Below are 23339 nucleotides of genomic sequence, written 5' to 3' on the forward strand. Positions count from 1 at the left end.
CCTGGCCGACTGGATCGCCACCCGCGGCTACTCGGCCAGCTGACCCGAGCAACACACACCAACCGAAAGGGCCGGCCCCCACCAACGGGGGCCGGCCCTTTTCCCTTTTCGTCATCTCCACGACCGGCGCCCGGTCGGCGGTCGGGAGCCAACGCGGGCCGGTCGCCGTCGGGAGCCGGGCACGAGCCGGTCGCCGGTCGGGAGCCGGACGCGGTGCCGGTCGGCGGTCGGGAGCCAACGCGGGCCGATCGGCCGCCGCGAGCCGGACGCGGAGGGCGAGCCCGCCGGGAGCCGGGCGCGGGCCGGTCAGCCGCCGGAGTCGGCCAGCTCGGCGCCCTCGGGCACGGTCTCGTCGTCCCGGTCGGCGAGCCAGCCGTCCGGCAGGAAGACCTTGCCGGGCGAGTTCGTGCGACCGCGCGGCTGGCCCAGGGTCTCCAGCGGGAACGGCACGGTCGGGTCGAGCTTGGCCAGCAGGTCGTCCAGCTGGGCCAGACTCTCGATCATCGCCAGCTCACGACGCAGCTCACCGCCGACCGGGAACCCCTTGAGGTACCAGGCGACGTGCTTGCGGAAGTCGGTGCAGCCGTCCCGCTCGCCGCGCTCCGGTGTGCGTGAACCGGCCGTGAACTGCTCGACCAGCAGCTCCGCGTGGCGGCGCATGGTCGTCGCGACCTCGCCGAGCGTCGGTAGCCGCCGCTCCGGGCGGCCGTTGAACGCGGCCTCCAGATCGGCGAAGAGCCAGGGACGGCCCAGGCAGCCTCGGCCGACCACCACGCCGTCGACGCCGGTGTGCGCCACCATCCGCAGGGCGTCGTCCGCCTCCCAGATGTCGCCGTTGCCCAGCACCGGCACGTCCAGCGCCTGCTTGAGGGTGGCGATGGCGTCCCAGTCGGCGGTGCCCGAGTAGCGCTGCGCGGCCGTCCGACCGTGCAGGGCGACCGCGGCGACGCCCGCGTCCTGGGCGGCGAGCCCGGCCTCGACGTACGTCAGGTGGTCGTCGTCGATGCCCTTGCGCATCTTGACCGTGACCGGCACCCCGGCGGGCGCGGCGGCGTCCACCGCTGCCTTGACGAGCCGGGCGAAGAGCCGGCGCCGCCACGGCAGCGCGGCCCCGCCGCCCTTGCGGGTCACCTTGGGCACCGGGCAGCCGAAGTTCAGGTCGATGTGATCGGCGAGGTCCCGCTCGATGACGATCCGGACGGCCGCCGCCGTCGTCTCCGGGTCGGTGCCGTAGAGCTGGAGACTGCGCGGCTGCTCGTCCTCACCGAAGGCGATCATCCGCAGCGTCTTGGGGTTCCGCTCGACGAGCGCGACCGTGGTGATCATCTCGCAGACGTAGATGCCGCCGCCCTGCTCCCGGCAGAGCTGCCGGAAGCCGACGTTGGTGATCCCGGCCATCGGCGCGAGCACGACCGGCGGCCACACCTGGTGCCGCCCGAGCGTGAGCGGGCGCAGTCGGGGCAGGGTCGGAGCGGTCACCGCACAAGTGTACGGGGCCCCGAGCGGCGCTCTCGCGCGCCGCCGGAGCCCCGTACCCCGGGTCAGCAGCCGGGCAGGCGCTCGATCAGGTAGCGCTCCACCTGGTCCAGGGAGACCCGCTCCTGGGCCATGGTGTCCCGGTTCCGCACCGTCACCGCGTTGTCGTCGAGGGTGTCGAAGTCGACCGTCACGCAGAACGGGGTGCCGATCTCGTCCTGGCGGCGGTAGCGGCGGCCGATCGCCTGCGAGTCGTCGAACTCGACCACCCAGCGCTTGCGCAGCGTGGCCGCCAGGTCCTTGGCCTTCGGGGACAGCGCCTCGTTACGCGACAGCGGCAGCACCGCGACCTTCACCGGCGCCAGCCGGGGGTCGAACCGCATGACCGTGCGCTTGTCCACGCCGCCCTTGGTGTTCGGCGCCTCGTCCTCGTCGTACGCCTCCAGCAGGAAGGCCAGCACCGCGCGGGTGAGACCGGCCGCCGGCTCGATGACGTACGGGATCCAGCGCTCGCCCTTGCTCTGGTCGAAGTACGACAGGTCGACGCCCGAGTGCTTGCTGTGCGTGGAGAGGTCGAAGTCGGTGCGGTTGGCGATGCCCTCCAGCTCGGCGAACTCGCTGCCGCCGAACTGGAAGCGGTACTCGATGTCGACCGTCCGCTTCGAGTAGTGCGACAGCTTCTCCTTCGGGTGCTCGTAGAAGCGCAGGTTCTCCTCCGACAGGCCGAGGTCGAGGTACCAGTTCCAGCGCTCCTGGAGCCAGTACTCGTGCCACTGCTCGTCCGTGCCCGGCTCGACGAAGAACTCCATCTCCATCTGCTCGAACTCGCGCGTACGGAAGATGAAGTTGCCCGGGGTGATCTCGTTGCGGAACGACTTGCCCGTCTGCGCGATGCCGAACGGCGGCTTCTTGCGGGCCACCGTCTCCACGTTCTTGTAGTTCACGAAGATGCCCTGGGCGGTCTCCGGGCGCAGGTAGTGCAGGCCCTCGTCGCTCTCCACCGGGCCGAGGTAGGTCTTCATCAGGCCGTTGAACATCTTCGGCTCGGTGAAGGTGCCCTTGTTGCCGCAGTTGGGGCAGTTCAGCTCGGTCAGCGAGGTCAGCGGCTTGCCGTGCTTGGCCTCGTAGGCCTCCTCCAGGTGGTCCGCGCGGAACCGCTTGTGGCACGACTGGCACTCGGTGAGCGGGTCGACGAACTCGGCGATGTGGCCGGAGGCCTCCCAGACCTTACGGGCCAGGATCACGGCCGAGTCCAGGCCGACGACGTCGTCGCGCTGCTGGACCATCGTCCGCCACCACTGCCGGCGGACGTTCTCCTTGAGTTCCACGCCGAGCGGACCGTAGTCCCACGCCGACCGGGTGCCCCCGTAGATCTCGCTGGAGGGGAAGACGAAGCCTCGGCGCTTGGCGAGGCTGACGACGGCGTCGATACGGTCGACTGGCATGTTTCCTCCTACGCCGGCTGGCGGTCGGCGGGGACGTGACGGGGACGGAGAAGAGCAGTTCGGGACAACGGTAACGACGCTGGAGCCCCGAGCCCAGCAGAATACTCGGGTCGCCGTCAGCTGACCCCGCAGACCTCCATGCCGCCGGTCTGCTGGTCCTGGCCGAGGGTGACCTGCTGCCGTTCGCGGCGACCGCCCTCGAGCGTCACGTCCACCGGCACGGTCAGGTTGGTGGTGTCCACCTCACCGACCCGGTAGGCGGTCACCTGGGGCTCCGCGGCCACCCGGCGCTCGAACTCCGCGCGCGACTCACGGCGCTGGGCGTCGTCGCAGAGCTGGTCGTACGCCTCGCCGTAGTTCCGGTCCACCAGCGCCTGGTAGTAGTCGGTGGAGACCGTCCGGCCCTGCTCGCGGACCGCCTGCACCCCGCTCACGGCCAGGCCGACCACCGCGGCTCCGCCGCCTCCGCAGCAGAGCACCACGGCGAGCGCGCCGACGCCGAGGCCCAGCCAGAGCCGGGCGCGTCGCCCCTCGGTGGGCGGGGCGGCGAACGGCGGCGACACCCCGGGGCCGGGCGGCGGGGCGGGCGGCTCCGACGGCGGACCGGGCACGGCGGGGGGATGTCCACCGGGCGGCCCGGGCGGCGCGGTGTGCGGCGGTGGGGCTGCCGGTCCGGGAGCGCTCATACGATCAATCTAGTGCCCGCGGGCTCAGCGGTAAGGACCAGCGGCCCGATCACTGGCGTTCACGACCACCGCCCCGCCGGGGGCCGCGGTGGCGAGCGCCTCGTACGCGGACGGCTCGTCGACGGACTGCGCGAGCAGCGGAACGGCGCTGACCTTGACGTCGAAGCCGCCGAGCGCCCGCCGGTACGCGCCGACCGACTCCCACTCGGTGACCAGGCACCAGTGCCGCGGGTCGTCGAGCGCCCGGGCTAGCTGGCCCCGGAGGTAGCCGGGCCGGGCGGCCAGCGCGGTCAGGGCGGCGTGCGCCCGCTCGGTGAACTCGTCGGCGACATCGACGTCGACCACGAACCGGTTGGTCACCAGCACGGGCTCCTCCTCGTAGAGTCTGTGGGATGCAGCGTACGCAGAGCCCCCTGCTGAGCCGTCTGGCCCGGGTGAACCCGACGGCGGTGTTCCTGGTCACCCTGTTGCTGGTGCTGGTCGCGCTCTTCGCACCGGGCGTGGTCGGCGGGCTGCTGCTGCTCGCGCTCGCCGCGGCCCTGATCGCGCTGATGGCCCGGACCTGGCCGGTGCAGGCGCCGCAGACCCGCATGATCCGGCTGCTGATGCTGACGCTGCTGGTGGCGGTCGCCCTGGCCAAGCTGCTGTGACATGCACTCATGCGTTTTTGACAATCATTATCGTTTCGGCGGACAGTTGACGGCATGAACAACCGCTCCGCTTCGCGCGCCCTGGCCGCCGCCACCACCGCGCTGCTCGCCCTGGGCGGCGCCGCCGCCTGCTCCGCCGACGGCCCGGCCGGCGCCGACCCGCAGCGGGTCGACGTGGTGGCCGCCTTCTACCCCCTCCAGTTCGTCGCCGAGCGGGTCGGCGGCGACGCCGTCCGGGTCACCAACCTCGTCAAGCCCGGTGCCGAGCCGCACGACCTGGAGCTCAACCCGGGCCAGGTCGGCGACATCAGTGAGGCCGAGCTGGTCGTCTACCTCAAGGGCTTCCAGCCGGCGGTGGACGAGGCGGTCGCGCAGAACGCGAACGACCGGGCCTTCGACGTCTCGACCGTCGAGCCGCTGCTGGACGCCGCCGCCGGGGGCCACGAGCACGAGGGTGCGGAAGAGCCGGCCGAGCACGAGGAGACCGGCGGCAAGGACCCGCACCTGTGGCTCGACCCGACCCGGCTCGCGACCGTCGCCGACCGGCTGGCCGAGCGGCTGGGCAAGGCCGACCCGGACCGGGCCGCCGACTTCACGGCCCGGGCCACGAGCCTGCGCGGCGACCTGGAGAAGCTGGACGCCGAGTTCAGCGCCGGCCTCCAGACCTGCGAGCGCCGGGAGATTGTGACCAGCCACACCGCCTTCGGTTACCTGGCGCAGCGCTACCAGCTGGAGCAGGTCGGCATCACCGGCCTCGCCCCGGAGACCGAGCCGTCGCCGCAGCGGCTGGCCGAGGTGGCCGAGGAGGCGCGGGAGCACAAGGCCACCACGATCTTCTTCGAGACGCTGGTCAGCCCGAAGGTCGCCGAGACCATCGCCGACGAGGTCGGTGCGCGGACGGCCGTGCTCGACCCGATCGAGGGGTTGTCGGCCGACGGGGGCGAGGCGGACTACCTTTCAGTGATGCGCACCAACCTGCAGACACTTCGTACGGCGCTGAGCTGCTCGTGAACACCCCGGTGATCACCGTCGAGCACGGGGCGGTCGGCTACGACGGCCGCCCCGTGCTCCGTGACGTGTCCCTCACCGTGACCGCCGGCGAGGTCGTCGCGGTGCTCGGCGCCAACGGCTCCGGCAAGTCCACGCTGATCCGGGCGGTGCTCGGGCTGGTGCCGCTGACCGCCGGGTCGGTCACCCTCTTCGGCAGCCCGCTGCGCCGGTTCCGGCGGTGGGAACGGGTCGGGTACGTGCCGCAGCGGCTGGGTGCCGCCGGCGGCGTACCGGCCACCGTGCGGGAGGTCGTGGCCTCCGGCCGGCTGGCCCGCCGGGGTTTCCTCCGCCCGCCGGGCGCGGCCGACCGGGCCGCGGTCGACGAGGCGCTGCGCGCCGTCGGGCTCGCCGACCGGGCCGGCGACCCGGTCGCCACCCTCTCCGGCGGGCAGCAGCAGCGCACCCTCATCGCCCGCGCGCTCGCCGGCCGGCCGGAGCTGCTGGTGCTCGACGAGCCGACCGCCGGGGTGGACGCCGCCAGTCAGGACGCGTTCGCCGGAGCGCTGCGCGAGTTCGTCGCCGGCGGCGGGACGGTGCTGCTCGTGGCGCACGAACTCGGCCCGCTGCGTCCGCTCATCGACCGGGCGGTCGTCGTCCACGCCGGTGGGATCTGCCACGACGGCCCGGTGCCGGAGCCGGCCGGCCACCACGCCGAGCCCGGCCACGACCACGTGCATCCGCACTGTCCCGACGAGCCCGTCGGGCTCTGGAGCAACTGACCATGGAACTCTTCCAGTACCCCTACATGCAGCGCGCGCTGATCGCGGCGCTGGTCATCGGCCTCGCCGCCCCGGCGCTCGGCATCTACCTGGTGCAGCGCCGGCTGGCGCTGATCGGTGACGGGATCGGGCACGTGGCGCTGACCGGCGTGGGCGCCGGTCTGCTGCTCAACCGGTCGCCGGTGCTCGTCGCGGTGATCGTGGCGAGCCTCGGCGCGATCGCCGTCGAGCTGGTCCGCTCCCGTGGCCGGACCTCCGGCGACCTGGCGCTGGCGCTGCTCTTCTACGGCGGCATCGCCGGCGGCGTGACGCTGGTCGGGCTCTCCGACAGCACCCCGGCCAACCTCATGGCGTACCTGTTCGGGTCGCTCATCACCATCTCGTCGGCCGACCTGACCACCATCGTGGTGCTCGGCGCGGTGATCCTGGTGGCCATGGTCGCGCTGCGGCCGGCGCTCTTCGCGGTGAGCCACGACGAGGAGTACGCCCGCGTCTCCGGCCTGCCGGTCCGCACGCTCAACATGCTGATCGCGGTCACCACCGCGGTCACCGTGACCATCGCCATGCGGGCGGTCGGCGTGCTGCTGATCAGCGCGCTGATGGTGGTGCCGGTGGCCGCCGCCCAGCAGGTCGCCCGCGGGTTCCGCGCCACCATGGCGGCGGCGATGGCGCTCGGCCTCTTCGCCGCCGGGTCGGGCGTGTGGGTGGCGGCGACCGCCGACACCGCCCCCGGCGCCTCGGTGGTGCTGATGGCGATCGCCTCGTTCCTGGTGGTCGCGCTGGCCGCGGCGGGCTGGCGCGTGCTGCGCCGCCGGCGCGTACCCGCGGCGCAGCCGGCCGCCGAACCGCACGAGGTGGTGCTCCAGTAACCGTGATCAGCGGACGGCCGGCGGAATTGGTTACCGTTACGGGGTGAACGGTGGATCCGGCTACGACGGCTTCGAGGGTGCGAGCGAACTCCTGCGTGCCCTGTCGGCTCCGATCCGGCTGGCCATCGTGAGCGAGCTCGCGGCGGGCGACCGGTGCGTGCACGAGCTGGTGGAGAAGCTCGGCGTGGCGCAGCCGCTGGTCTCCCAGCACCTGCGGGTGCTGCGCGGCGCCGGTGTGGTGCGCGGCTCGCGCCGGGGCCGGGAGATCGCCTACTCGCTGGTCGACGAGCACGTGGCGCACATCGTGGCGGACGCGGTCAGCCACGCCGGCGAGGGATCATGAATCAGCGACGGGTTGGAGGTGGTAGGCCGTGAGCGAGAGCAGCGCCACCCTGCGCAACACCCGCCAGCGCAGCGCGGTCAGTTCCCTGCTGGGCGAGGTCGAGGGCTTCCACAGCGCCCAGGACCTGCACGCGATGCTGCGCGCTCGCGGTGAGCGGGTCGGCCTCACCACGGTCTACCGGACGCTCCAGGGGCTGGCCGACGCCGGCGAGATCGACGTGATGCGCCCGCCGGGCGGCGAGCACCTCTACCGCCGGTGCAGCGAGGGGCACCACCACCACCTGGTCTGCCGGTGCTGCGGGCGGACTGTCGAGGTGGCCGGGCCGGCGGTGGAGACCTGGGCCGAGCGGGTGGCTGCCCAGCACGGCTACGCCGACGTCAGCCACACCCTGGAGATCTTCGGCACCTGCCCGGCCTGCGCCGGCTGAGGCCGTCTCGCGGGGTGCCCGCGGACGCCGTCCGTGGCACGCTGTCCGGCGTGAAGATCTACGCCGATCGCTTCCCGACCGCCGTCCGCCAGTTCCTCACCGACCTGCTCGTCGTCGTCTGGGTGTACGCCGCGGTCCGCGGCGCGCTGTGGCTGCACGACCTGGTGCAGAAGCTCGCCGTGCCGGGACAGAAGCTGGAGGGGGCCGGCGGCGGACTCGCCGACAACCTGGCCGAGGCCGGCGGCAAGGTGGGCCGCGTGCCGCTGGTCGGCGACGAGCTGACCGCGCCCTTCGAACGGGCCGCGGGCGCGGCCCGGGCCCTCGCGGACGCCGGCCGCGACCAGCAGCAGCTCGTCGACCAGCTGGCCCTCGCGCTCACCGTGGCCGTGCTGATCTTCCCGCTCGGTCTCGTCCTCGTCGGCTGGCTGCCGCTGCGGGTGCGGTGGATGCGCCGCGCCGGGTCGGCGGCGAAGCTGGCCGCGGCCCCCGCCGGACGCGACCTGCTCGCCCTGCGCGCGCTCGCCACCCAGCCGCTGGACCGGCTCACCCGCATCGCGCCCGACGTGGCGCAGGCGTGGCGGCGTGGCGACGACGCCGCCGTCGACGCCCTCGCCGCGCTGGAGCTGCGCCGACTCGGTCTGCGAGACGACCGCTAAGGTCGTCGGGTGTTCTACTTCCTGCTCGTCGTCGCCGTCCTGCTGCTCGGCTACGCCGCCGTCCTCGTCAGCTACGTCCGCAAGGGACGCCGTATCCCGCCCGGGGCCTACCTCGGCCTGGCGGCGCTCAACGGGCTGATCCTCGCGGCGGTGCTGGCCTGGGCCGTCGCCCGCTGACGCCGCCGACCCCTCGGCCGGCGGCGGCCCGCGACGGACCGGACGGGGCTACTGCGGTGGCGGGATCCGGCGGCGCACGTCCGGGGCGGTGGACGGCCCGGTGGACCACGGGGCCACCCACGGCAGGTCGGTGGGCGGGGTGATCACGCCGGACTCGAGATCGGCGTAACGGCCGGCGAGGATCCGCTTGGCCGCCGCGACGTCGACCGAGTCGGTGTTCTCCCAGAGGGCCGTGAAGAGCGCGTCGACCCGCACCCGCGCCTGGCGGCAGAAGAGATCGACCAGCTCGACGTTCTCCGGCCGGGTGTCCCGTTCGGCGTACGCCCGGACGCAGACCGCCGCCATCGCGAACAGCTCCGCGCCGATGTCCACCACGCGCCCCAGGAACGCCTGCTTGCGCTCCATCCGGCCCTGCCAGCGCGACATGGCGTAGAACGTCGACCGGGCGAGCTTGCGCGAGGCGCGCTCCACCTGCCGCAGGTGGCCCGCGAGCGGCCCGAACCGGGCGTACGCCGTGGGGCTCTGACCCGGGCCGACCGCGAGCGTGGGCAGCCACTTCGCGTAGAAGACGCCGGCCCGTGCCCCCGCCCGCGCCTTGCGGCCCAGGCCCGCGTCGGGGTCGATGATGTCCCCGGCCACCGAGAGGTGCGCGTCGACCGCCTCACGGGCGATCAGCAGGTGCATGATCTCGGTCGAGCCCTCGAAGATCCGGTTGATCCGCAGGTCCCGCAGGATCTGCTCGACCGCGGCCGGACGCTCGCCGCGAGCGGCCAGCGACTCGGCCGTCTCGTAGCCGCGGCCGCCACGGATCTGGATGAGGTCGTCGGCGATCCGCCAGGCCATCTCGCTGGCGTAGAGCTTCACCAGCGCGGCCTCGATCCGGATGTCGTTGCGGTCGTCGTCGGCGAGCCGGCAGCAGATCTCCAGCATGGTCTCCATGCCGTAGGTGGTGGCGGCCATGAAGGCGAGCTTCTGCGCCACCGCCTCGTGCTCGCCGACCGGCCGGCCCCACTGCACCCGTTCGGCGGCCCACTGCCGGGCCACGTTCAGCGACCACTTGCCGGCGCCGACGCACATCGCCGGCAGCGACAGCCGGCCGGTGTTGAGCGTGGTGAGGGCGATCTTGAGCCCCTTGCCCTCGCCGCCGATGACGTTCTCCTTCGGGACGAAGACGTCGTGGAAGCGGGTGAGGCTGTTCTCCAGGCCGCGCAGGCCGAGGAAGGCGTTGCGCCGCTCGATCGTGATGCCGTCCGCGTCACCGTCGACGACGAACGCGGTGATCCCGCCGCGCCGCCCCTCGGCCGCCGGCACCCGCGCCATCACCACCAGCAGGGTGGCCACCGTGCCGTTCGTCGCCCAGAGCTTCACCCCGTTGAGCCGGTAGCCGGTGCCGTCCTCGGTCGGCTCGGCGGTGGTGGCCAGCCGCGCGGGGTCGGAGCCCACGTCCGGCTCGGTGAGCAGGAACGCGGAGACCTCACCGGCGGCCAGCCGGGGCAGGAAGCGCTGCTTCTGCTCGGCGGTGCCGAACATCTTCAGCGGCTGCGGCACACCGATGGACTGGTGGGCGGAGAGCAGCGCGCCGATCGCCGGGCTGACCGAACCGGCGAGCATCAGGGCCCGGCAGTACTGGAGGTTGCTGAGCCCCAGGCCGCCGTACCCGCGGTCGATCTTCATCCCGAACGCGCCGAGGCGGGCCAGCCCGTGGAACACCTCGTCGGGGATGCGCGCGTCCCGCTCGATCGCCTCGCCGTCCACCTCGGTGACCAGGTAGTCCCGCAGCCGGGTGAGGAACTCCTCGGCCCGGGCGTCCTCGTCGGCGTCGGACCGTGGCCACGGGTCGATCAGGTCGAGCCGGAACCGGCCGAGGAAGAGTTCCTTGCCGAAGCTGGGACGGTCCCAGGTGGACTCCCGGGCCGCCTCGGCGACCTGGCGGGCCTCCTTCTCGGAGACGTGCCCCGCCTCCGTCGGCAGCGGGGCGGCGACGCCGCCGCCGGTGTCGGGTCGCTCCGGAACGCCGCCGGACTCGTCCGGCGCGGGTCGGCTGTTCTGCGTCGTGGTCACGGCTGCCCCCTCGAACCTCGGTCCGCTGCGTCAACGTGCTCGACAAACGCCACGCTACCCCCGGGTGTTACCCAGGGGTAGCTCTCGGTGAAGATCGAGTTTCGGCGATCGTCGGATCGTGGACCGGTTCGGGCGGGAGTCAGTCGCCGGTGAGCGTACGGGGGTCGTCGTCCTCGTCGTCGATGTCGTCGTCGCCCCAGTTGCGTCGCGCGAACGGCAGCAGCGCCCAGAACGTCAGGAACCAGACGCCGGTGAGCGCGCTCAGCAGGAACGCGATCGGGCGGTCCAGGACGAAGTCGGTGATCAGCAGCACCGCGCTGACCATCGAGACCAGCATGAAGGCCAACCCACCGCTGGCCATCTTGTGGGCGAACCGGACCAGCTCCGGCTTGCGGCCTTGCCGGAACAGCGCCCGGTGGAACGCCACCGGCGAGATGATCAGCGCGGTGGCGGCCGCCGCGGACAGCAGCGCCACGACGTAGACGTCCTTCTGGAAGGCGGTCGTCCGGGTGAAGCCGTTGCTGAACGGCAGCGTCAGCAGGAAGGCGAAGAGGATCTGCACCCCGGTCTGCGCCACCCGCAGTTCCTGGAGCAGATCGGCGAAGTTGCGCTGCCAGCGTTGCTTCTCGGTCTCCTTGGACACGCGCTACCTCCGCTCCGAACGCTACTGCCGGCGGGTCCCGGCCGCCGGCAGCAACGCCAATGCCCGATCACCCGTCGCGTGAAACCGACTCACGACGGGGTCGGGCGCCCGCGGTCAGGCGCCGCGACGGATGCGCCCGGCGTACCGGGCCTCGAGCGCGTTGTTGTGCTCGTCGCCGCCCGCGATGTTCGCCGAGAGGTAGACCGGGGGCCGCTCCCCCGCGGCGAGCAGTCGGGCCACCACCTCGACGGTGATCTGCTGCGCGAGCAGGGCCGCCGTGATCGAGGAGACCGCGCCGACGGCGCCGCCGCCCGGCAGCGGCAGCGTGGCGTCACCGTACGGGGCGCCGTTGTCGAGCACCACGTCGGCGAAGTCGGCGAGCTTGCGCCCGGACGGGTGCCGGGACGTCATCTGGCCGGAGTGCTGGGCCGAGGTGATGGCGATCAGGGCGTGCCCGTGCTTCTTCACGATCGACGCGAACTCCACCATCGCGCCGTTCACACCGGAGTTGGAGGCGAGCACGAAGACGTCCTGCGGGCGGACCGGGGCCAGCTCGTAGAGACGGTGCGCCACCTCGGGCTCGCGTTCGAGCTTCGGACCGAGCACGTCGGCCGGCGCGCCGCCGACCAGCACCAGGTCGCGAAGGGCGATCCGGTTGGTGGGAACCAGCCCGCCGGCCCGGCCGGCGATCTCCATCGCCAGCGCCTCGGAGTGGCCGGTGCCGAAGGCGTGCACCACCCCGTCGGCGCGTACCGCCTCGGCGATCAGGTCGGCGGCGCGGGTCACCGCCGCGCGCTGGCTCGTGGCCACCCGGTTCATCGTCTCGGTCACCACCGTCAGGTAGCTCTCGGCGCTCAGCGTCATTCGCTCCTCCGTCCCGTGCTCGTCGTCCGGCCGACCCGTGCGCGGCCGGCCGCCTGTCCCCCGCCGCTCAGGCCGTCCCACCGACCCGGGCCAGGATCGCCTCGGCCAGCGCCCCCGGCGCCTCGTCCGGGATCCAGTGGCTCACACCGGCCAGCTCCACGAAGCGGTAGTCGCCAGTGACGTGCCCGGCGCACGCCTCGGCGGCGGCGCGCCCGATCGCGCTGTCCCGGTCGCTCCAGACGAAGGTGGTGGGCACGCTCACCGGCCCGACCGCGCGCAGGTCGGCGCCCGACATCGCCCGGTACCAGTTCAGCGCCCCGGTCAGGGCGCCCGGCTCCCGCATCGGCTCCGCGTACGACGCCACCCGGGTGGCGTCGCCCACCCCGGAGAGCAGCCGGCGCAGCGCCACCGCGCGCATCGCGAGCAGCACCGTCTCGGCCTTGCCCGGCTGGCGGAACAGGGCCATGTACGACGAGCGCAGCTTCTGCCGCGGGTCGTGCGCGAGCGCGTGCGCCATGGCGGCCGGGTGCGGCACCGAGACCGCGGTGAGCGTACGGACCCGACGGGGGTGGGCCGCGGCCACCGCCCAGGCGACCACCGCACCCCAGTCGTGGCCGACGAGGTGTGCCGCCTCCACGTCCAGCGCGTCGAGCAGCGCCACCGCGTCGGCCACCAGCTCCGGCAGCCGGTAGGCCCCGACCTCGGTCGGTCGGGCACCGGGCGAGTAGCCGCGCTGGTCCGGCGCGTACGTGCGCAGCCCGGCCGCGTGCAGGACCGGCGTCACCTCGTCCCACTCCCCGCCGTGCTGCGGGAAACCGTGCAGCAACAGTGCGGGCGCACCGCCCGCCGGGCCGCCGGCGCGTACCGCGAACTCCAGACCCCGGGCGTCGATGCGCATGATCGGCAGCCTACCCAGGTCGGGCGGCATCGCCTGTCCCCGCCGGCGGTGCTAGCGTCATGCGTACCAACTTCACATCCGACAGGGGAGCGCACAGCGCTGAGAGTGCGGGCACGCCCGCAGACCCTCGAACCTGATCTGGGTAATGCCAGCGCAGGGAGTTCGGTCGACCTCCAGCCGCGCCGCCGTCCGGTGACACCGGGCGCGGCGTGCGTCTTCTCCTGGTTCCTCTGGTCGAACTGGGAGTGATCACATGGCAACCACCGACAGCAACCGTTGGCGGACGATCGACATCGTCGTCGCGTCCGTGATCGCCGTCGCCTTCGGCGTCATCTTCTGGGCCTGGAACCTGGTCTGGAGTGCCACGGACGCCGCCTTCGCCTTCTTCCCGCCGGCGCAGACGCTGATCTACGGGGTGTGGCTCGTCCCGGCCGTGCTGGGTGGCCTGGTCATCCGCAAGCCCGGCGCCGCCCTCTACTGCGAGACGGTGGCCGCGATCCTCTCCGCCCTGCTGGGCAGCCAGTGGGCGAGCATCACGATCGTCCAGGGCCTGATGCAGGGCGTGGGCGCCGAGCTGGCCTTCGCGGCGTTCCGCTACCGCTCGTTCCGGCTGCCGGCGGCCCTGCTGGCCGGGGCGCTCACCGGCATCAGCGCGGCGATCTTCGACTTCGTCTACTGGAACGTCGAGACGGACCTGACCAGCTACCGGATCCCGTACGCGCTGCTGACCGTGGTGAGCGCCACGGTGGTGGCCGGCGTCGGTGGCTGGGCGCTGACCCGTGCCCTGGCGAACACCGGCGTCCTGGACCGCTTCCCCGCCGGCCGCCAACGCACCGCCATCTGACCCTCCGCCCCCGTTGATCAGGAGGTTTGCGTCAACGAGGGCCGCGACCCTGACGCAAACCTCTTGATCATGCGGCCCAGGCCGGGAGGAGGTGTGTCATGAGCGCGGTGACGTTGCGGGGGTTCGGGTGGCGGCACGCCGGGCGCAAGCGCTGGGCGGTACGCGGCGTGGACCTGCGGATCGAGAGCGGCGAGCGGGTGCTGCTGCTCGGCCCCTCCGGCGCCGGCAAGAGCACTCTGCTGGCCGCGCTCGCCGGGCTGCTGCCGGAGGACTCCGGGGAGCAGGAGGGCACCGTCGAGATCGACGGACTCGACCCCCGCAAGGGGCGGGAGCGGGTCGGCGTCGTCTTCCAGGACCCGGAGAGCCAACTGGTGATGGCCCGCTGCGGCGACGACGTCGCGTTCGGGCTGGAGAACCGGGGCGTGCCGGGCGACGAGATCTGGTCCCGGGTCGACGAGGCGCTGCGCCGGGTCGGCTTCCCGTACCACCGCGACCGGCCCACCGCCGCGCTCTCCGGCGGCGAGCAGCAGCGGCTCGCCCTGGCCGGGGCGCTCGCCCTGCGGCCGGGCCTGCTGCTGCTCGACGAGCCGACCGCCAACCTGGACCCGGCCGGCGCCGCGCTGGTCCGCTCGGCCGTCGCCGCCGCGCTGGACGCCGACACCACGCTCATCCTCGTCGAGCACCGGGTGGCCGAGGCGTTGCCGCTGGTCGACCGGGTGGTCGTGCTGGAGCCCGGTGGCGGCGTCCGCGCCGACGGCAGCCCCGCGGGGGTCTTCGAGACGCACGGCGACGCGCTCGCCGCCGAGGGGGTGTGGGTGCCGGGCCGCACGGTGGCGCCGCGCCGCGCCGCCACCGCCCCCGGTCCCCTGTTGCTCACCGCCGACCGGCTCGGCCTCCCGCCCCGCCTGGCCGCCACCGACCTGAACGTACGCGCCGGCGAGGCGCTCGCCGTGCTCGGCCCGAACGGGGCCGGGAAGTCCACCCTGGCCCTGCTGCTCGGCGGGCTGCTCAGGCCCGGCACCGGCCGGGTGACGGCGAGCCCGGACCTGGCCGGCCGGGACGCCCGCACCGCACCGCACCGTTGGCGCGCCCCGGCCCTGGCCACCCGGATCGGCTCGGTCTTCCAGGACCCCGAGCACCAGTTCGTCACCACCACCGTCTTCGACGAGCTGGCCCTCGGACCACGCCGGACCGGCCGCCCCGAGGCGGAGGTGCGCTCCACCGTGGCCGACCTGCTCGACCGGCTGCGGCTGACCACGCTCGCCGCCGCCAACCCGTACACCCTCTCCGGCGGCGAGGCGCGGCGGCTCAGTGTCGCGACCGCCCTGGCCACCGCCCCCCGGCTGCTGGTCTGCGACGAGCCCACGTTCGGCCAGGACCGGCGCACGTGGCTGGAGCTGGTGGACCTCTTCGCCGGCCTGCGCGACGCCGGGCACGGCGTGGTCACCGTCACCCACGACGCGGAGTTCGTCGCCGCGCTGGCCGACCGGCAGGTCACCCTGGCACGACCACGGCGGGGCCCCGAGGACGCCGCACCGCCGGCCAACCCCGGGGAGCAGCCGTGATCAGCCTCGAACCGGTCGCGGTGCCGGGAGCGCCCCTGGCCCGGCGCAACCCGGTGGCGAAGCTGGCCGCCGCGCTGCTCTTCTCGTTCGTCCTGGTCGCCACGCTCGACCCGGTGGCACCGGCGATCGCCATCGCCGTCGAGTTGGCCCTGCTGCCGCTCTTCGGTGTGCGCTACCGGGTGCTGGCCCGCCGGGCCTGGCCGTTGCTGGCGAGCGCCCTCGGCATCGTCGTCACCCTCGTGCTCTTCGCGGCCGAGCGCTCCGGGCGGGTGCTGGTCGAGGCCGGCCCGGTCGTGGTCACCTCGGGCGTGCTGCTCACCGCGCTCGGCCTCGTGCTGCGGATGTTCGCGGTGGCGCTGCCCGGCGTGATCGTGTTCGCCACCACCGACCCGACCGACCTGGCCGACGCGCTGATCCAGAACGCGAAGGCGCCCGCCCGGTTCGCGATCGGCGCGCTGGCGGCGTTCCGGCTGGTGCCGCTGCTCGGGCAGGAGTGGCAGGCACTGAGCATGGCCCGCCGGGCACGCGGCGTCGACGCCGGGCGCAACCCGGTGGCGAAGCTCCGGCTCTTCGTCTCGACCGCGTTCGCCCTGCTGGTGGGCGCGATCCGCCGGGGCACCCGGCTCGCGGTCGCCATGGACGCGCGGGGCTTCGACTCCGGCACTGCGCGTACGGTCGCCCGCCGGCAACGGTTCACCACCGGCGACACCCTCCTGGTGGCGGGCGCGGTGGCCCTGGCCGCCGCCGCGCTGACCGTGAGCGTGCTCCTCGGCACCTTCCGCCCCCTGGTCGGTTGAGTCGGCGCGGCCCGCGACGCAGACATGCTCGGAGGCGCATGTTCGCATGTGCGCCTCGCGCGGGACACGCGCTGTTCCCCTGGCGGGACGAGATTGTCCGGCGGACAACTCTCCTGATCAGACTGGAGCAGCACATGGGCCACGGCCACGCGCACCATCACGATCACGACTCGGCAGCCGGCGGCGACGTACCCCCGGCGCTGGACCTCGGCGTCCCGGACGCGGAACTCGCGCCCGCCGACCTCAGCCGGCGCGGCTTCCTGCGCAGCGCCGGCCTGCTGGGCGCCGGCGCGGCCACCACCGTGCTGGCCAGCGGCACCCCGGCCTTCGCGGGGGACCACGACCACGGGCCCGGCGGCGACCACGGCCGCACCGGCGAGTTCCAGTGGCTGGCCGGTGACCACCACATCCACACCCAGTACAGCTCGGACGCGATGTACCGGGTGGTCGACCAGGCTCGCCACGCCCGGGCGTACGGGCTGGACTGGATGGTCGTGACCGACCACGGCAGCGCCGCGCACGCCAAGATCGGCGTGGAGAAGGTGAACCCGGACATCGTCGCCGCCCGCGGCCAGCTCAAGGACCTGCTGATCTACCAGGGCCTGGAGTGGAACATCCCCGCCGCCGAGCACGCCACCGTCTTCGTCCACCCGGGACGCAACGAGGTCGCCGTCCTCAAGGAGTTCGAGAACGCCTTCGACGGCAGCGTCAGGAACGCGGGCGACTCCACCCCGGCCAACGAGGCGCTCGCCATCGCCGGCATCAAGTTCCTCGGCGAGGCGGTGCGCCGGCGCCGGGTCGAGGGCGCGCTCTTCCTCGCGAACCACCCGGCCCGCCGCGGCATCGACTCGCCGCACGAGATCCGCGCCTGGCGGGACGCCGACCCGACCGTGGCGATCGGCATGGAGGGCGCCCCCGGTCACCAGGCCGCCGGCCTGCCGGGCGGCGGGCGCAACCGCGGCTACTACGACAACAACCCGTCCGCCGCGTCGTTCCCCGGCTACCCGCTGGAGAGCTACCGCACCTGGGGCGGCTTCGACTGGATGACCTCCACCGTCGGCGGCCTCTGGGACAGCCTCCTCGCCGAGGGCCGGGCGTGGTGGATCAGCGCCAACTCCGACTCGCACGTCAACTACCTGGACACCGCCCAGCGGGGGCCCGACGGCGACTTCGACCGCAACGGCAGGCACGACGACCCGGTGTACGGGCCGCTGCTCACCACGGCCGGCGACTACTGGCCGGGCCAGTACAGCCGTACGCACGTGGGTGCGAGCGCGTTCAGCTACCGCGCCGTCATGGACGGTCTGCGGGCTGGCCGGGTCTGGGTGGACCACGGTGGGCTGATCAAGGCGCTCGACGTCCGCGCCCGGGTGGCCGGCGACCGCCGCCGCAACTCCGGTACGCCGCTCGGTGGCGTGCTGCGGGTCAAGCGCGGCACGCGCGTGGAGGTGACGATCGACATCGACCTGGCCGACATCCCGAACTGGTCGCAGTTCGTGCCCGTCCTCGCGCGGGTCGACGTGATCGCCGGCCGGGTGACCGGTCCGGTCGCCGACAGGGACGCCTTCACCGCCCCGAACACGAGGGTGGTGAAGTCCTTCGAGGTGGCCAAGGGCACCGGCCGGGTCTCGTTCACCCACGCCTTCGGCCGGGTGGACGAGCCGTTCTACCTGCGCATCCGGGGCACCGACGGCAAGCGCAGCCAGCCCGGCCTCATGGGCGCGGCGGTCGACCCGTTCGGCCCGGCGCTGGACGTCACCGGCGCCGCGGACCCGTGGGAGGACCTGTGGTTCTACGCCAACCCCATCTGGGTCCTGCCGCAGTGATCCTCGGCCTCAGCCTGGGCCACCGGACCGTCCGGGAGGCGGAGCACTGGCTGGCCGCGCACGTCGTGCCGCTCGGCCTGCCGGATCTGGTGGCCTGCACCCACCTGGTCGCCGCGCCGTACCCGCACGTGGCGCTCAGCCTGGGGGTGCCGGCGGCCACCGGGCGGTTGGCCGACCTGCCCACCACCCCACCGGAGCTGCGCGAGGCCGCGGCCCGGGCGGCGGCCGCACACGAGGCCCGCCGGTCCGGCCGGGCCGTGCGCTATCCGGGCGTGGACCGGCTGGTCGGGACGCTCACCGTCGGCGAGCTGCTCGCCGCGAGCGCGATCGCGCGCGTGGTGGTGCTCGGCTCGGCGGAGGCCGGACCCGAGGTGCCGCTGGACACCCGCGACTTCGTCCGCCCCGAGTGGCGCGACGGTGAGCTGGTGCTGGTGGCCATGCCGCACCACGGCGGGGGCCTCGCCCCGTTCGAGGTGCCCGACCCGACGCCCTGCTGCGCCGACCACTGAGCACCGGGCGCGGTCCGAGCCGGATGGCGGACCGCGCCCGCGCTCACCCGGCGGTCAGCTGCGGCGGAAGGCGTACCGGCGGGGCTGACCCGCGGTCTGGCTGCTCCGGCCGCCGCCGGAGCGCCCCTTCGCGGCCGGCGGACCGGCTTTCGGCGGAACCGACCGGAACGCCGCCCCGCCGTCCGGCAGGGCCGGCACGACCGGGTGGTCGCCCGGAGACGGCGCACCGAGCGGCAGCCGCGGCACGGCGGACAACCGACCGAGGTCGGTCGGAATCGCATCCTCGATCTTCCGGGTGGGACGGGTCGTGCGGGACTTCTTCGCATCGCGCTTGGCAGGCATCCGGGCCTCCTCTCCCGCGAACCGGCCGAGGTCTCGGCGACGCCGGGTGTCCGGCGCCGGAACCGACCGGTCACGGCTGGACGGGAACCGGGCTGGCGAACAGCCACGGTCGGAACGGACAGGGACTCGTCCCGGGATCGACCGACCACGACGAGCACCGCCGGCGACGGCGGAGGGTGGGAATGCGGACGCCCGGGAGCGCACGGACCGCGCGGCCGCTCGGGGCGGCGGGCCGGCTCGGAGGTGGGGCGTCATCAGCGCATGACGGCACGCTAACCGACGCCCGGGCGCGCGCGCATCCCATTTACGATCGGCCCATGCTGATCGCGTTCTCGATCACCCCGCTCGGCGTCGGCGACTCGGTGGGCGACCTGGTCGCCGAGGCGGTCCGGGTGGTCCGCGAGTCCGGCCTGCCGAACCGGACCGACGCCATGTTCACCACCGTCGAGGGCGAGTGGGACGAGGTGATGGCGGTGGTGAAGCGGGCCGTCGACGCGGTGGCCGCGCAGGCGCCGCGGGTCAGCGTGGTGCTCAAGGCCGACGTCCGGCCCGGGGTCACGGACGCCCTCACCGGCAAGGTCGCCCGCGTCGAGGCGCGGCTCGCCGAGCGCTGAGCGCAGCCGCCACCCACACCGACGGTGACGCGATGTCGATCACTGGCGCGCGACGGCCGCGGCGGGGTTAGGTTCGAGACGCGAACGGCGACAGCGAAAGGTGGCGGCGCGGATGGCTGAGCAGGCGAGGGCGCAGATCGGGGTTACCGGGCTGGCGGTCATGGGCCGCAACCTGGCCCGCAACCTGGCTCGCAACGGATTCGCCGTGGCGGTGCACAACCGCTCGCCGGAGCGCACCCGGCGGCTGGTCGCGGAGCACGGCGGCGAGGGGACGTTCGTCCCCGCCGAGTCGCTGGCCGACTTCGTCGCCTCGCTGGAACGCCCCCGCGCGGTGATCGTCATGGTGAAGGCGGGCGCGCCGACCGATGCCGTCATCGACGAGCTGGTCCCGCTGCTGGAGCCGGGCGACATCGTGGTGGACTGCGGCAACGCGCACTTCGCCGACACCCGGCGCCGGGAGGAGGCGCTGCGTGAGCACGGGCTGCACTTCGTCGGCACCGGCGTCTCCGGCGGCGAGGAGGGCGCGCTGCACGGGCCGAGCATCATGCCCGGCGGCTCCGAGGAGTCCTACCGCAAGCTGGGCCCGATCTTCGAGAAGATCGCCGCCCAGGTGGACGGCGTGCCCTGCTGCCGGCACATCGGCCCGGACGGCGCCGGCCACTTCGTGAAGATGGTGCACAACGGCATCGAGTACGCCGACATGCAGCTCATCGCCGAGGCGTACAACCTGCTGCGGGCCGGTCTGGGCGCGGAGCCCGCGGAGATCGCGGAGATCTTCCGCGGCTGGAACGATGGCGAGCTGGAGTCCTTCCTCATCGAGATCACCGCGGACGTGCTGGCGCACGCCGACGCGACCACCGGCCGACCGTTCGTCGACATCGTGCTGGACCGGGCGGAGCAGAAGGGCACCGGCCGGTGGACGGTGCAGAGCGCGCTCGACCTCGGCATCCCGATCACCGGCATCGCCGAGGCGACGTTCGCCCGCTCGCTCTCCGGCCACGCCGACCAGCGCGAGGCGGCCCGCCGGGCCTTCTCGGGCGGCGGCGCGACATGGCAGGTGGACGACCGTTCGGCGTTCATCGAGGACGTCCGCCGGGCGCTGCTCGCCTCGAAGATCGTGGCCTACGCGCAGGGCTTCGACCACATCCGCGCGGGCAGCCGGGAGTACGACTGGAACATCGACCTGGGCGGCACCGCGACCATCTGGCGGGGCGGCTGCATCATCCGGGCCCGCTTCCTGGACCGCATCCGCGAGGCGTACGACGGGCAGCCGGACCTGCCGACGCTGCTCGTGGCGCCCTACTTCGCCGACGCCGTGAGCGCTGGTGTGCCGAGCTGGCGGCGGGTGGTGGCCGACGCGGCCCGCGCCGGGGTGCCGACGCCGGCGTTCTCCTCGTCGCTCGCGTACTTCGACGCGCTGCGCGCGGAGCGCCTGCCGGCCGCGCTCATCCAGGGTCTGCGGGACAACTTCGGCGCCCACACCTACCAGCGGGTCGACCGGGACGGCACGTTCCACACGGTCTGGGCCGGCGACCGCTCCGAAGTGGAGGCCTGAGCCTCACCACGCCCGCTGGGTCTCCTCGGCCGGGGTCGGGGCCCAACCGGCCGCGGGCTCGCCGTGGGCCAGCTCGCCGATCTCGCCCGAGCGGACGGCGGGCGTGTGACCCAGCTCCGCGCAGTGGCGCTCGGCCACCGCGGCGCAGACCTCCGCGACCCGTTCCCGCTGCGCGGCGTCGACGAGGCCCGCGTCGGCCAGCGCGGCTGTCATCTCGTACCGGAGATCCCGCATGCCCACCCCCGTGTCGCGGGCGCACCCCCGCGACACGCCCCGCTCCCTGGATCGTAGGCCGCCGCGCACCGCCCCACCCCGCCAACGCCGCGCCCGCCCCACCCTCGACAGCGGTGGAGCGGGCACGGCGGCGGGCGTCACCAGAGGCGGCGGCGCTTGGCCTTCTGGGGGCGCAGCATGTCGGCGCCCTTGGCGAGCAGGCGGCTCAATCCGGAGGGACCGCGACGGGCCTCCACCGCGTGGCTCAGCCGGCGCGCGCCGGCAGCGGCCAGCGGCACGGCGACCGCCATGAGCGCCCACTGGGCGATGCGCTTCTGGATCATGTGGGTTTCACCTCCGTCAGTGGCTCCTGCGGAGGGTGATACCCAGCGTGACGGCCAGGTAGTCGTCCGGCGGCCGTTCTCAGGCCGGCGGGGCGACCGGGTTGGGCAGGGCGCCGCCGAAGCGCCGGTCGCGCTGCGCGTACAGCTCGCAGGCGTACCACAGGTGCCGGCGGTCGAAGTCGGGCCACAGCGTGTCGAGGAAGACCAGCTCGGCGTACGCACTCTGCCAGAGCAGGAAGTTGGACGTCCGCTGCTCGCCCGACGGGCGCAGGAACAGGTCCACCTCCGGGACCTCGGGGTGGTAGAGGTACTTCGCCACGGTCTTCTCGTTGACCTTGGCCGGGTCCAGGCGTCCGGCCGCCACGTCGCGGGCGATCGCCGCCGCGGCGTCGCCGATCTCGGCCTGCCCGCCGTAGTTGACGCAGAACTGCAGGGTCAGCGTCGAGTTGCCCCGGGACATCTCCTCGGCCGTCTGGAGCTCGGAGATGACGCTCTTCCAGAGCCGTCCGGCCCGGCCCGACCAGACCACCCTGACGCCGAGGTCGACCAGCTGGTCGCGGCGGCGGCGGATCACGTCGCGGTTGAAGCCCATGAGGAAGCGGACCTCGTCCGGCGAGCGCCGCCAGTTCTCCGTGGAGAAGGCGTACGCCGACAGGTAGGGAACGCCCAGCTCGATGGCGCCCTCGATGGTGTCGAAGAGGGAGAACTCCCCCGCCTCGTGGCCCTTGGTGCGGGGCAGCCCGCGCTCCTTGGCCCACCGGCCGTTGCCGTCCATCACCACCGCGACGTGCCGGGGCAGCGCCTCCCGGGGCAGCGCCGGCGGGCGGGCACCCGACGGGTGCGGGGTGGGTGGCACCGGCTCGCGCCGGCCGGCCCTCGTGGTACGGATCACCTGCTCTACTCCCTGCTCGCGCCATCGGTGCCGGGCGCCGGAGCACCACGGTCTACCAGCGGCAGCGAGCGTAGCGCGCGCTCCATGTGCCACTGCAGGTGCGCTGCCACCAGGCCGCTGCACTCCCGGCGTACACCGGCCTCGGCGGCGTCGGCGACCCGCCAGTCGCCGTGGTGCAGCGCGGACATCAGGTCGACGGTGGCCGGCGCCGGGTGGGCCGCGCCGGGCGGCCGGCAGTCCGGGCAGACCACTCCCCCGGCCGGCACGGAGAAGGCGCGGTGCCGCCCGGGTGTGCCGCAGACGGCGCACGCCGTCAGGGCCGGCGCCCAACCGGCCAGGGCCATCCCCCGCAGCAGGTACGCGTCGAGCACCAGGGTGGTGTCGTGACCGCCCTCGGCGAGCGCGCGCAGGGCGCCGAGGGTGAGCTGGAACAGCCGCAGCGACGGCTCCCGCTCGACCGGGGTGAGCCGCTCGGCGGTCTCGGCGATCGCGCTGGCCGCGGTGTAACGCGGGTAGTCGCCGAGGAACCGCTTGCCGTAGAGGTCGATGCCCTCGACCTGGCTCACCGTGTGCAGCGAGCTGCCGTGGTTGCCCTTGGGGTCACCGGCGAGCTGGAGGTCGACGTGCCCGAACGGCTCCAGGCGGGCACCGAACCTGCTGGTGGTGCGCCGCACGCCCCGGGCCACGGCGCGGATGCGGCCGTGCCGGCGGGTGAGCAGCGTGATGATCCGGTCGGACTCGCCGAGCTTCTGCACGCGCAGCACCACCGCGTCGTCACGGTAGAGCTGTCGGCGGTACCCGGCCATCGGGCCATTCTCCCTCGGGGTGCGAAATCAGGGTCGGTTCGGGGTGCGGACGCGGACAATCCCCGATG

Annotated in this window: 28 protein-coding genes and 1 riboswitch; of the genes, 15 read left to right on the plus strand and 13 right to left on the minus strand. The window is 73.8% G+C overall.

Annotated elements, in window-relative coordinates; translation table 11 throughout:
- Window positions 1-306 precede the first annotated feature (306 nt).
- The 4 genes from dusB to SM573_RS29160 all read right to left on the minus strand — a co-directional run bounded on the left by dusB (window position 307) and on the right by SM573_RS29160 (window position 3973).
- Complete coding sequence (gene dusB / locus SM573_RS29145) at window positions 307-1479, minus strand: tRNA dihydrouridine synthase DusB (RefSeq protein ID WP_474614511.1); 1173 nt, start codon at window positions 1477-1479, stop codon at window positions 307-309.
- Between the two features lie 62 nt (window positions 1480-1541).
- Window positions 1542-2921 (minus strand): glycine--tRNA ligase, encoded by a 1380-nt coding sequence (locus SM573_RS29150; RefSeq protein WP_474614512.1) that lies wholly within the window; start codon window positions 2919-2921, stop codon window positions 1542-1544.
- A 116-nt stretch (window positions 2922-3037) separates the two neighbouring features.
- Window positions 3038-3607, minus strand: a complete 570-nt coding sequence (locus tag SM573_RS29155) for a hypothetical protein (RefSeq protein WP_474614513.1) — start codon at window positions 3605-3607, stop codon at window positions 3038-3040.
- A gap of 24 nt (window positions 3608-3631) precedes the next feature.
- On the minus strand, window positions 3632-3973 hold the full coding sequence (locus tag SM573_RS29160; RefSeq protein ID WP_474614514.1) for an antibiotic biosynthesis monooxygenase family protein: 342 nt from the start codon (window positions 3971-3973) through the stop codon (window positions 3632-3634).
- Window positions 3974-3999: 26 nt separating this feature from the next.
- On the opposite strand from SM573_RS29160, the gene SM573_RS29165 reads away from it, so the two are divergent.
- From SM573_RS29165 to SM573_RS29200, 8 genes are read left to right on the plus strand one after another with little or no spacing between them, the layout of a single operon-like run.
- On the plus strand, window positions 4000-4257 hold the full coding sequence (locus SM573_RS29165) for a DUF6703 family protein (RefSeq protein WP_474614515.1): 258 nt from the start codon (window positions 4000-4002) through the stop codon (window positions 4255-4257).
- Between the two features lie 54 nt (window positions 4258-4311).
- A complete protein-coding gene (locus SM573_RS29170; RefSeq protein WP_474614516.1) occupies window positions 4312-5268 on the plus strand; it encodes a metal ABC transporter substrate-binding protein in 957 nt (318 codons plus the stop codon).
- Window positions 5265-6026, plus strand: a complete 762-nt coding sequence (locus SM573_RS29175) for a metal ABC transporter ATP-binding protein (RefSeq protein ID WP_474614517.1) — start codon at window positions 5265-5267, stop codon at window positions 6024-6026. The genes SM573_RS29170 and SM573_RS29175 overlap by 4 nt, the downstream gene beginning before the upstream one ends.
- 2 nt (window positions 6027-6028) lie before the next feature.
- Window positions 6029-6895, plus strand: coding sequence for a metal ABC transporter permease (locus SM573_RS29180; protein ID WP_474614518.1), 867 nt, complete (start codon window positions 6029-6031; stop codon window positions 6893-6895).
- A 43-nt stretch (window positions 6896-6938) separates the two neighbouring features.
- Window positions 6939-7238: an ArsR/SmtB family transcription factor gene (locus SM573_RS29185; RefSeq protein ID WP_474614519.1), complete on the plus strand. Its 300-nt coding sequence runs from the start codon at window positions 6939-6941 to the stop codon at window positions 7236-7238.
- A gap of 28 nt (window positions 7239-7266) precedes the next feature.
- Complete coding sequence (locus tag SM573_RS29190) at window positions 7267-7665, plus strand: Fur family transcriptional regulator (protein WP_474617517.1); 399 nt, start codon at window positions 7267-7269, stop codon at window positions 7663-7665.
- A 50-nt stretch (window positions 7666-7715) separates the two neighbouring features.
- Window positions 7716-8321, plus strand: a complete 606-nt coding sequence (locus tag SM573_RS29195; RefSeq protein WP_474614521.1) for a hypothetical protein — start codon at window positions 7716-7718, stop codon at window positions 8319-8321.
- Window positions 8322-8330: 9 nt separating this feature from the next.
- Window positions 8331-8498 carry a hypothetical protein gene (locus SM573_RS29200; RefSeq protein ID WP_474614522.1) on the plus strand — a complete coding sequence of 56 codons (168 nt, stop codon included), beginning with the start codon at window positions 8331-8333 and terminating at the stop codon, window positions 8496-8498.
- A gap of 48 nt (window positions 8499-8546) precedes the next feature.
- Here the strand turns inward: SM573_RS29200 and SM573_RS29205 are convergent, their stop codons facing one another.
- The 4 genes from SM573_RS29205 to SM573_RS29220 all read right to left on the minus strand — a co-directional run bounded on the left by SM573_RS29205 (window position 8547) and on the right by SM573_RS29220 (window position 12964).
- Window positions 8547-10559, minus strand: coding sequence for an acyl-CoA dehydrogenase family protein (locus tag SM573_RS29205; protein WP_474617518.1), 2013 nt, complete (start codon window positions 10557-10559; stop codon window positions 8547-8549).
- Between the two features lie 139 nt (window positions 10560-10698).
- Window positions 10699-11202 (minus strand): DUF6328 family protein, encoded by a 504-nt coding sequence (locus SM573_RS29210; RefSeq protein WP_474614524.1) that lies wholly within the window; start codon window positions 11200-11202, stop codon window positions 10699-10701.
- A gap of 114 nt (window positions 11203-11316) precedes the next feature.
- Entirely contained in the window at window positions 11317-12066 is a 750-nt protein-coding gene (locus SM573_RS29215; RefSeq protein WP_474617519.1) for a sugar isomerase domain-containing protein, read from the minus strand.
- A gap of 67 nt (window positions 12067-12133) precedes the next feature.
- Window positions 12134-12964: an alpha/beta fold hydrolase gene (locus tag SM573_RS29220; protein WP_474617520.1), complete on the minus strand. Its 831-nt coding sequence runs from the start codon at window positions 12962-12964 to the stop codon at window positions 12134-12136.
- Between the two features lie 73 nt (window positions 12965-13037).
- Window positions 13038-13142: riboswitch (TPP riboswitch) on the plus strand.
- 75 nt (window positions 13143-13217) lie between these two features.
- Here SM573_RS29220 and SM573_RS29225 point away from each other — a divergent pair.
- The 5 genes from SM573_RS29225 to SM573_RS29245 all read left to right on the plus strand — a co-directional run bounded on the left by SM573_RS29225 (window position 13218) and on the right by SM573_RS29245 (window position 18505).
- Complete coding sequence (locus tag SM573_RS29225) at window positions 13218-13808, plus strand: ECF transporter S component (protein ID WP_474614527.1); 591 nt, start codon at window positions 13218-13220, stop codon at window positions 13806-13808.
- A gap of 98 nt (window positions 13809-13906) precedes the next feature.
- Complete coding sequence (locus SM573_RS29230; RefSeq protein WP_474617521.1) at window positions 13907-15373, plus strand: ABC transporter ATP-binding protein; 1467 nt, start codon at window positions 13907-13909, stop codon at window positions 15371-15373.
- Window positions 15370-16170, plus strand: a complete 801-nt coding sequence (locus tag SM573_RS29235; protein WP_474614529.1) for an energy-coupling factor transporter transmembrane component T family protein — start codon at window positions 15370-15372, stop codon at window positions 16168-16170. Before SM573_RS29230 ends, SM573_RS29235 begins: the two co-directional genes overlap by 4 nt.
- A gap of 134 nt (window positions 16171-16304) precedes the next feature.
- Window positions 16305-17996 (plus strand): PHP domain-containing protein, encoded by a 1692-nt coding sequence (locus tag SM573_RS29240; RefSeq protein ID WP_474617522.1) that lies wholly within the window; start codon window positions 16305-16307, stop codon window positions 17994-17996.
- Window positions 17993-18505 (plus strand): hypothetical protein, encoded by a 513-nt coding sequence (locus SM573_RS29245; protein WP_474617523.1) that lies wholly within the window; start codon window positions 17993-17995, stop codon window positions 18503-18505. The genes SM573_RS29240 and SM573_RS29245 overlap by 4 nt, the downstream gene beginning before the upstream one ends.
- A gap of 54 nt (window positions 18506-18559) precedes the next feature.
- Here SM573_RS29245 and SM573_RS29250 read toward each other — a convergent pair whose 3' ends face one another.
- Complete coding sequence (locus SM573_RS29250) at window positions 18560-18847, minus strand: hypothetical protein (protein WP_474617524.1); 288 nt, start codon at window positions 18845-18847, stop codon at window positions 18560-18562.
- Between the two features lie 317 nt (window positions 18848-19164).
- Between SM573_RS29250 and SM573_RS29255 the strand changes: the two genes are divergently transcribed.
- Both SM573_RS29255 and gndA read left to right on the plus strand, forming a co-directional pair.
- Window positions 19165-19461, plus strand: coding sequence for an MTH1187 family thiamine-binding protein (locus SM573_RS29255; protein WP_474614533.1), 297 nt, complete (start codon window positions 19165-19167; stop codon window positions 19459-19461).
- Between the two features lie 112 nt (window positions 19462-19573).
- Complete coding sequence (gndA, locus tag SM573_RS29260; RefSeq protein ID WP_474617525.1) at window positions 19574-21016, plus strand: NADP-dependent phosphogluconate dehydrogenase; 1443 nt, start codon at window positions 19574-19576, stop codon at window positions 21014-21016.
- A gap of 3 nt (window positions 21017-21019) precedes the next feature.
- Here gndA and SM573_RS29265 read toward each other — a convergent pair whose 3' ends face one another.
- From SM573_RS29265 to recO, 4 genes are all read right to left on the minus strand, one after another.
- Window positions 21020-21250 (minus strand): thioredoxin reductase, encoded by a 231-nt coding sequence (locus tag SM573_RS29265; protein ID WP_474614535.1) that lies wholly within the window; start codon window positions 21248-21250, stop codon window positions 21020-21022.
- 137 nt (window positions 21251-21387) lie between these two features.
- Complete coding sequence (locus SM573_RS29270; RefSeq protein WP_474614536.1) at window positions 21388-21573, minus strand: hypothetical protein; 186 nt, start codon at window positions 21571-21573, stop codon at window positions 21388-21390.
- A gap of 79 nt (window positions 21574-21652) precedes the next feature.
- Entirely contained in the window at window positions 21653-22429 is a 777-nt protein-coding gene (locus SM573_RS29275; protein WP_474617549.1) for an isoprenyl transferase, read from the minus strand.
- 41 nt (window positions 22430-22470) lie between these two features.
- A complete protein-coding gene (gene recO / locus SM573_RS29280; protein WP_474614537.1) occupies window positions 22471-23271 on the minus strand; it encodes a DNA repair protein RecO in 801 nt (266 codons plus the stop codon).
- Window positions 23272-23339 lie beyond the last annotated feature (68 nt).

This window comes from Micromonospora xinjiangensis (genome assembly GCF_056150165.1).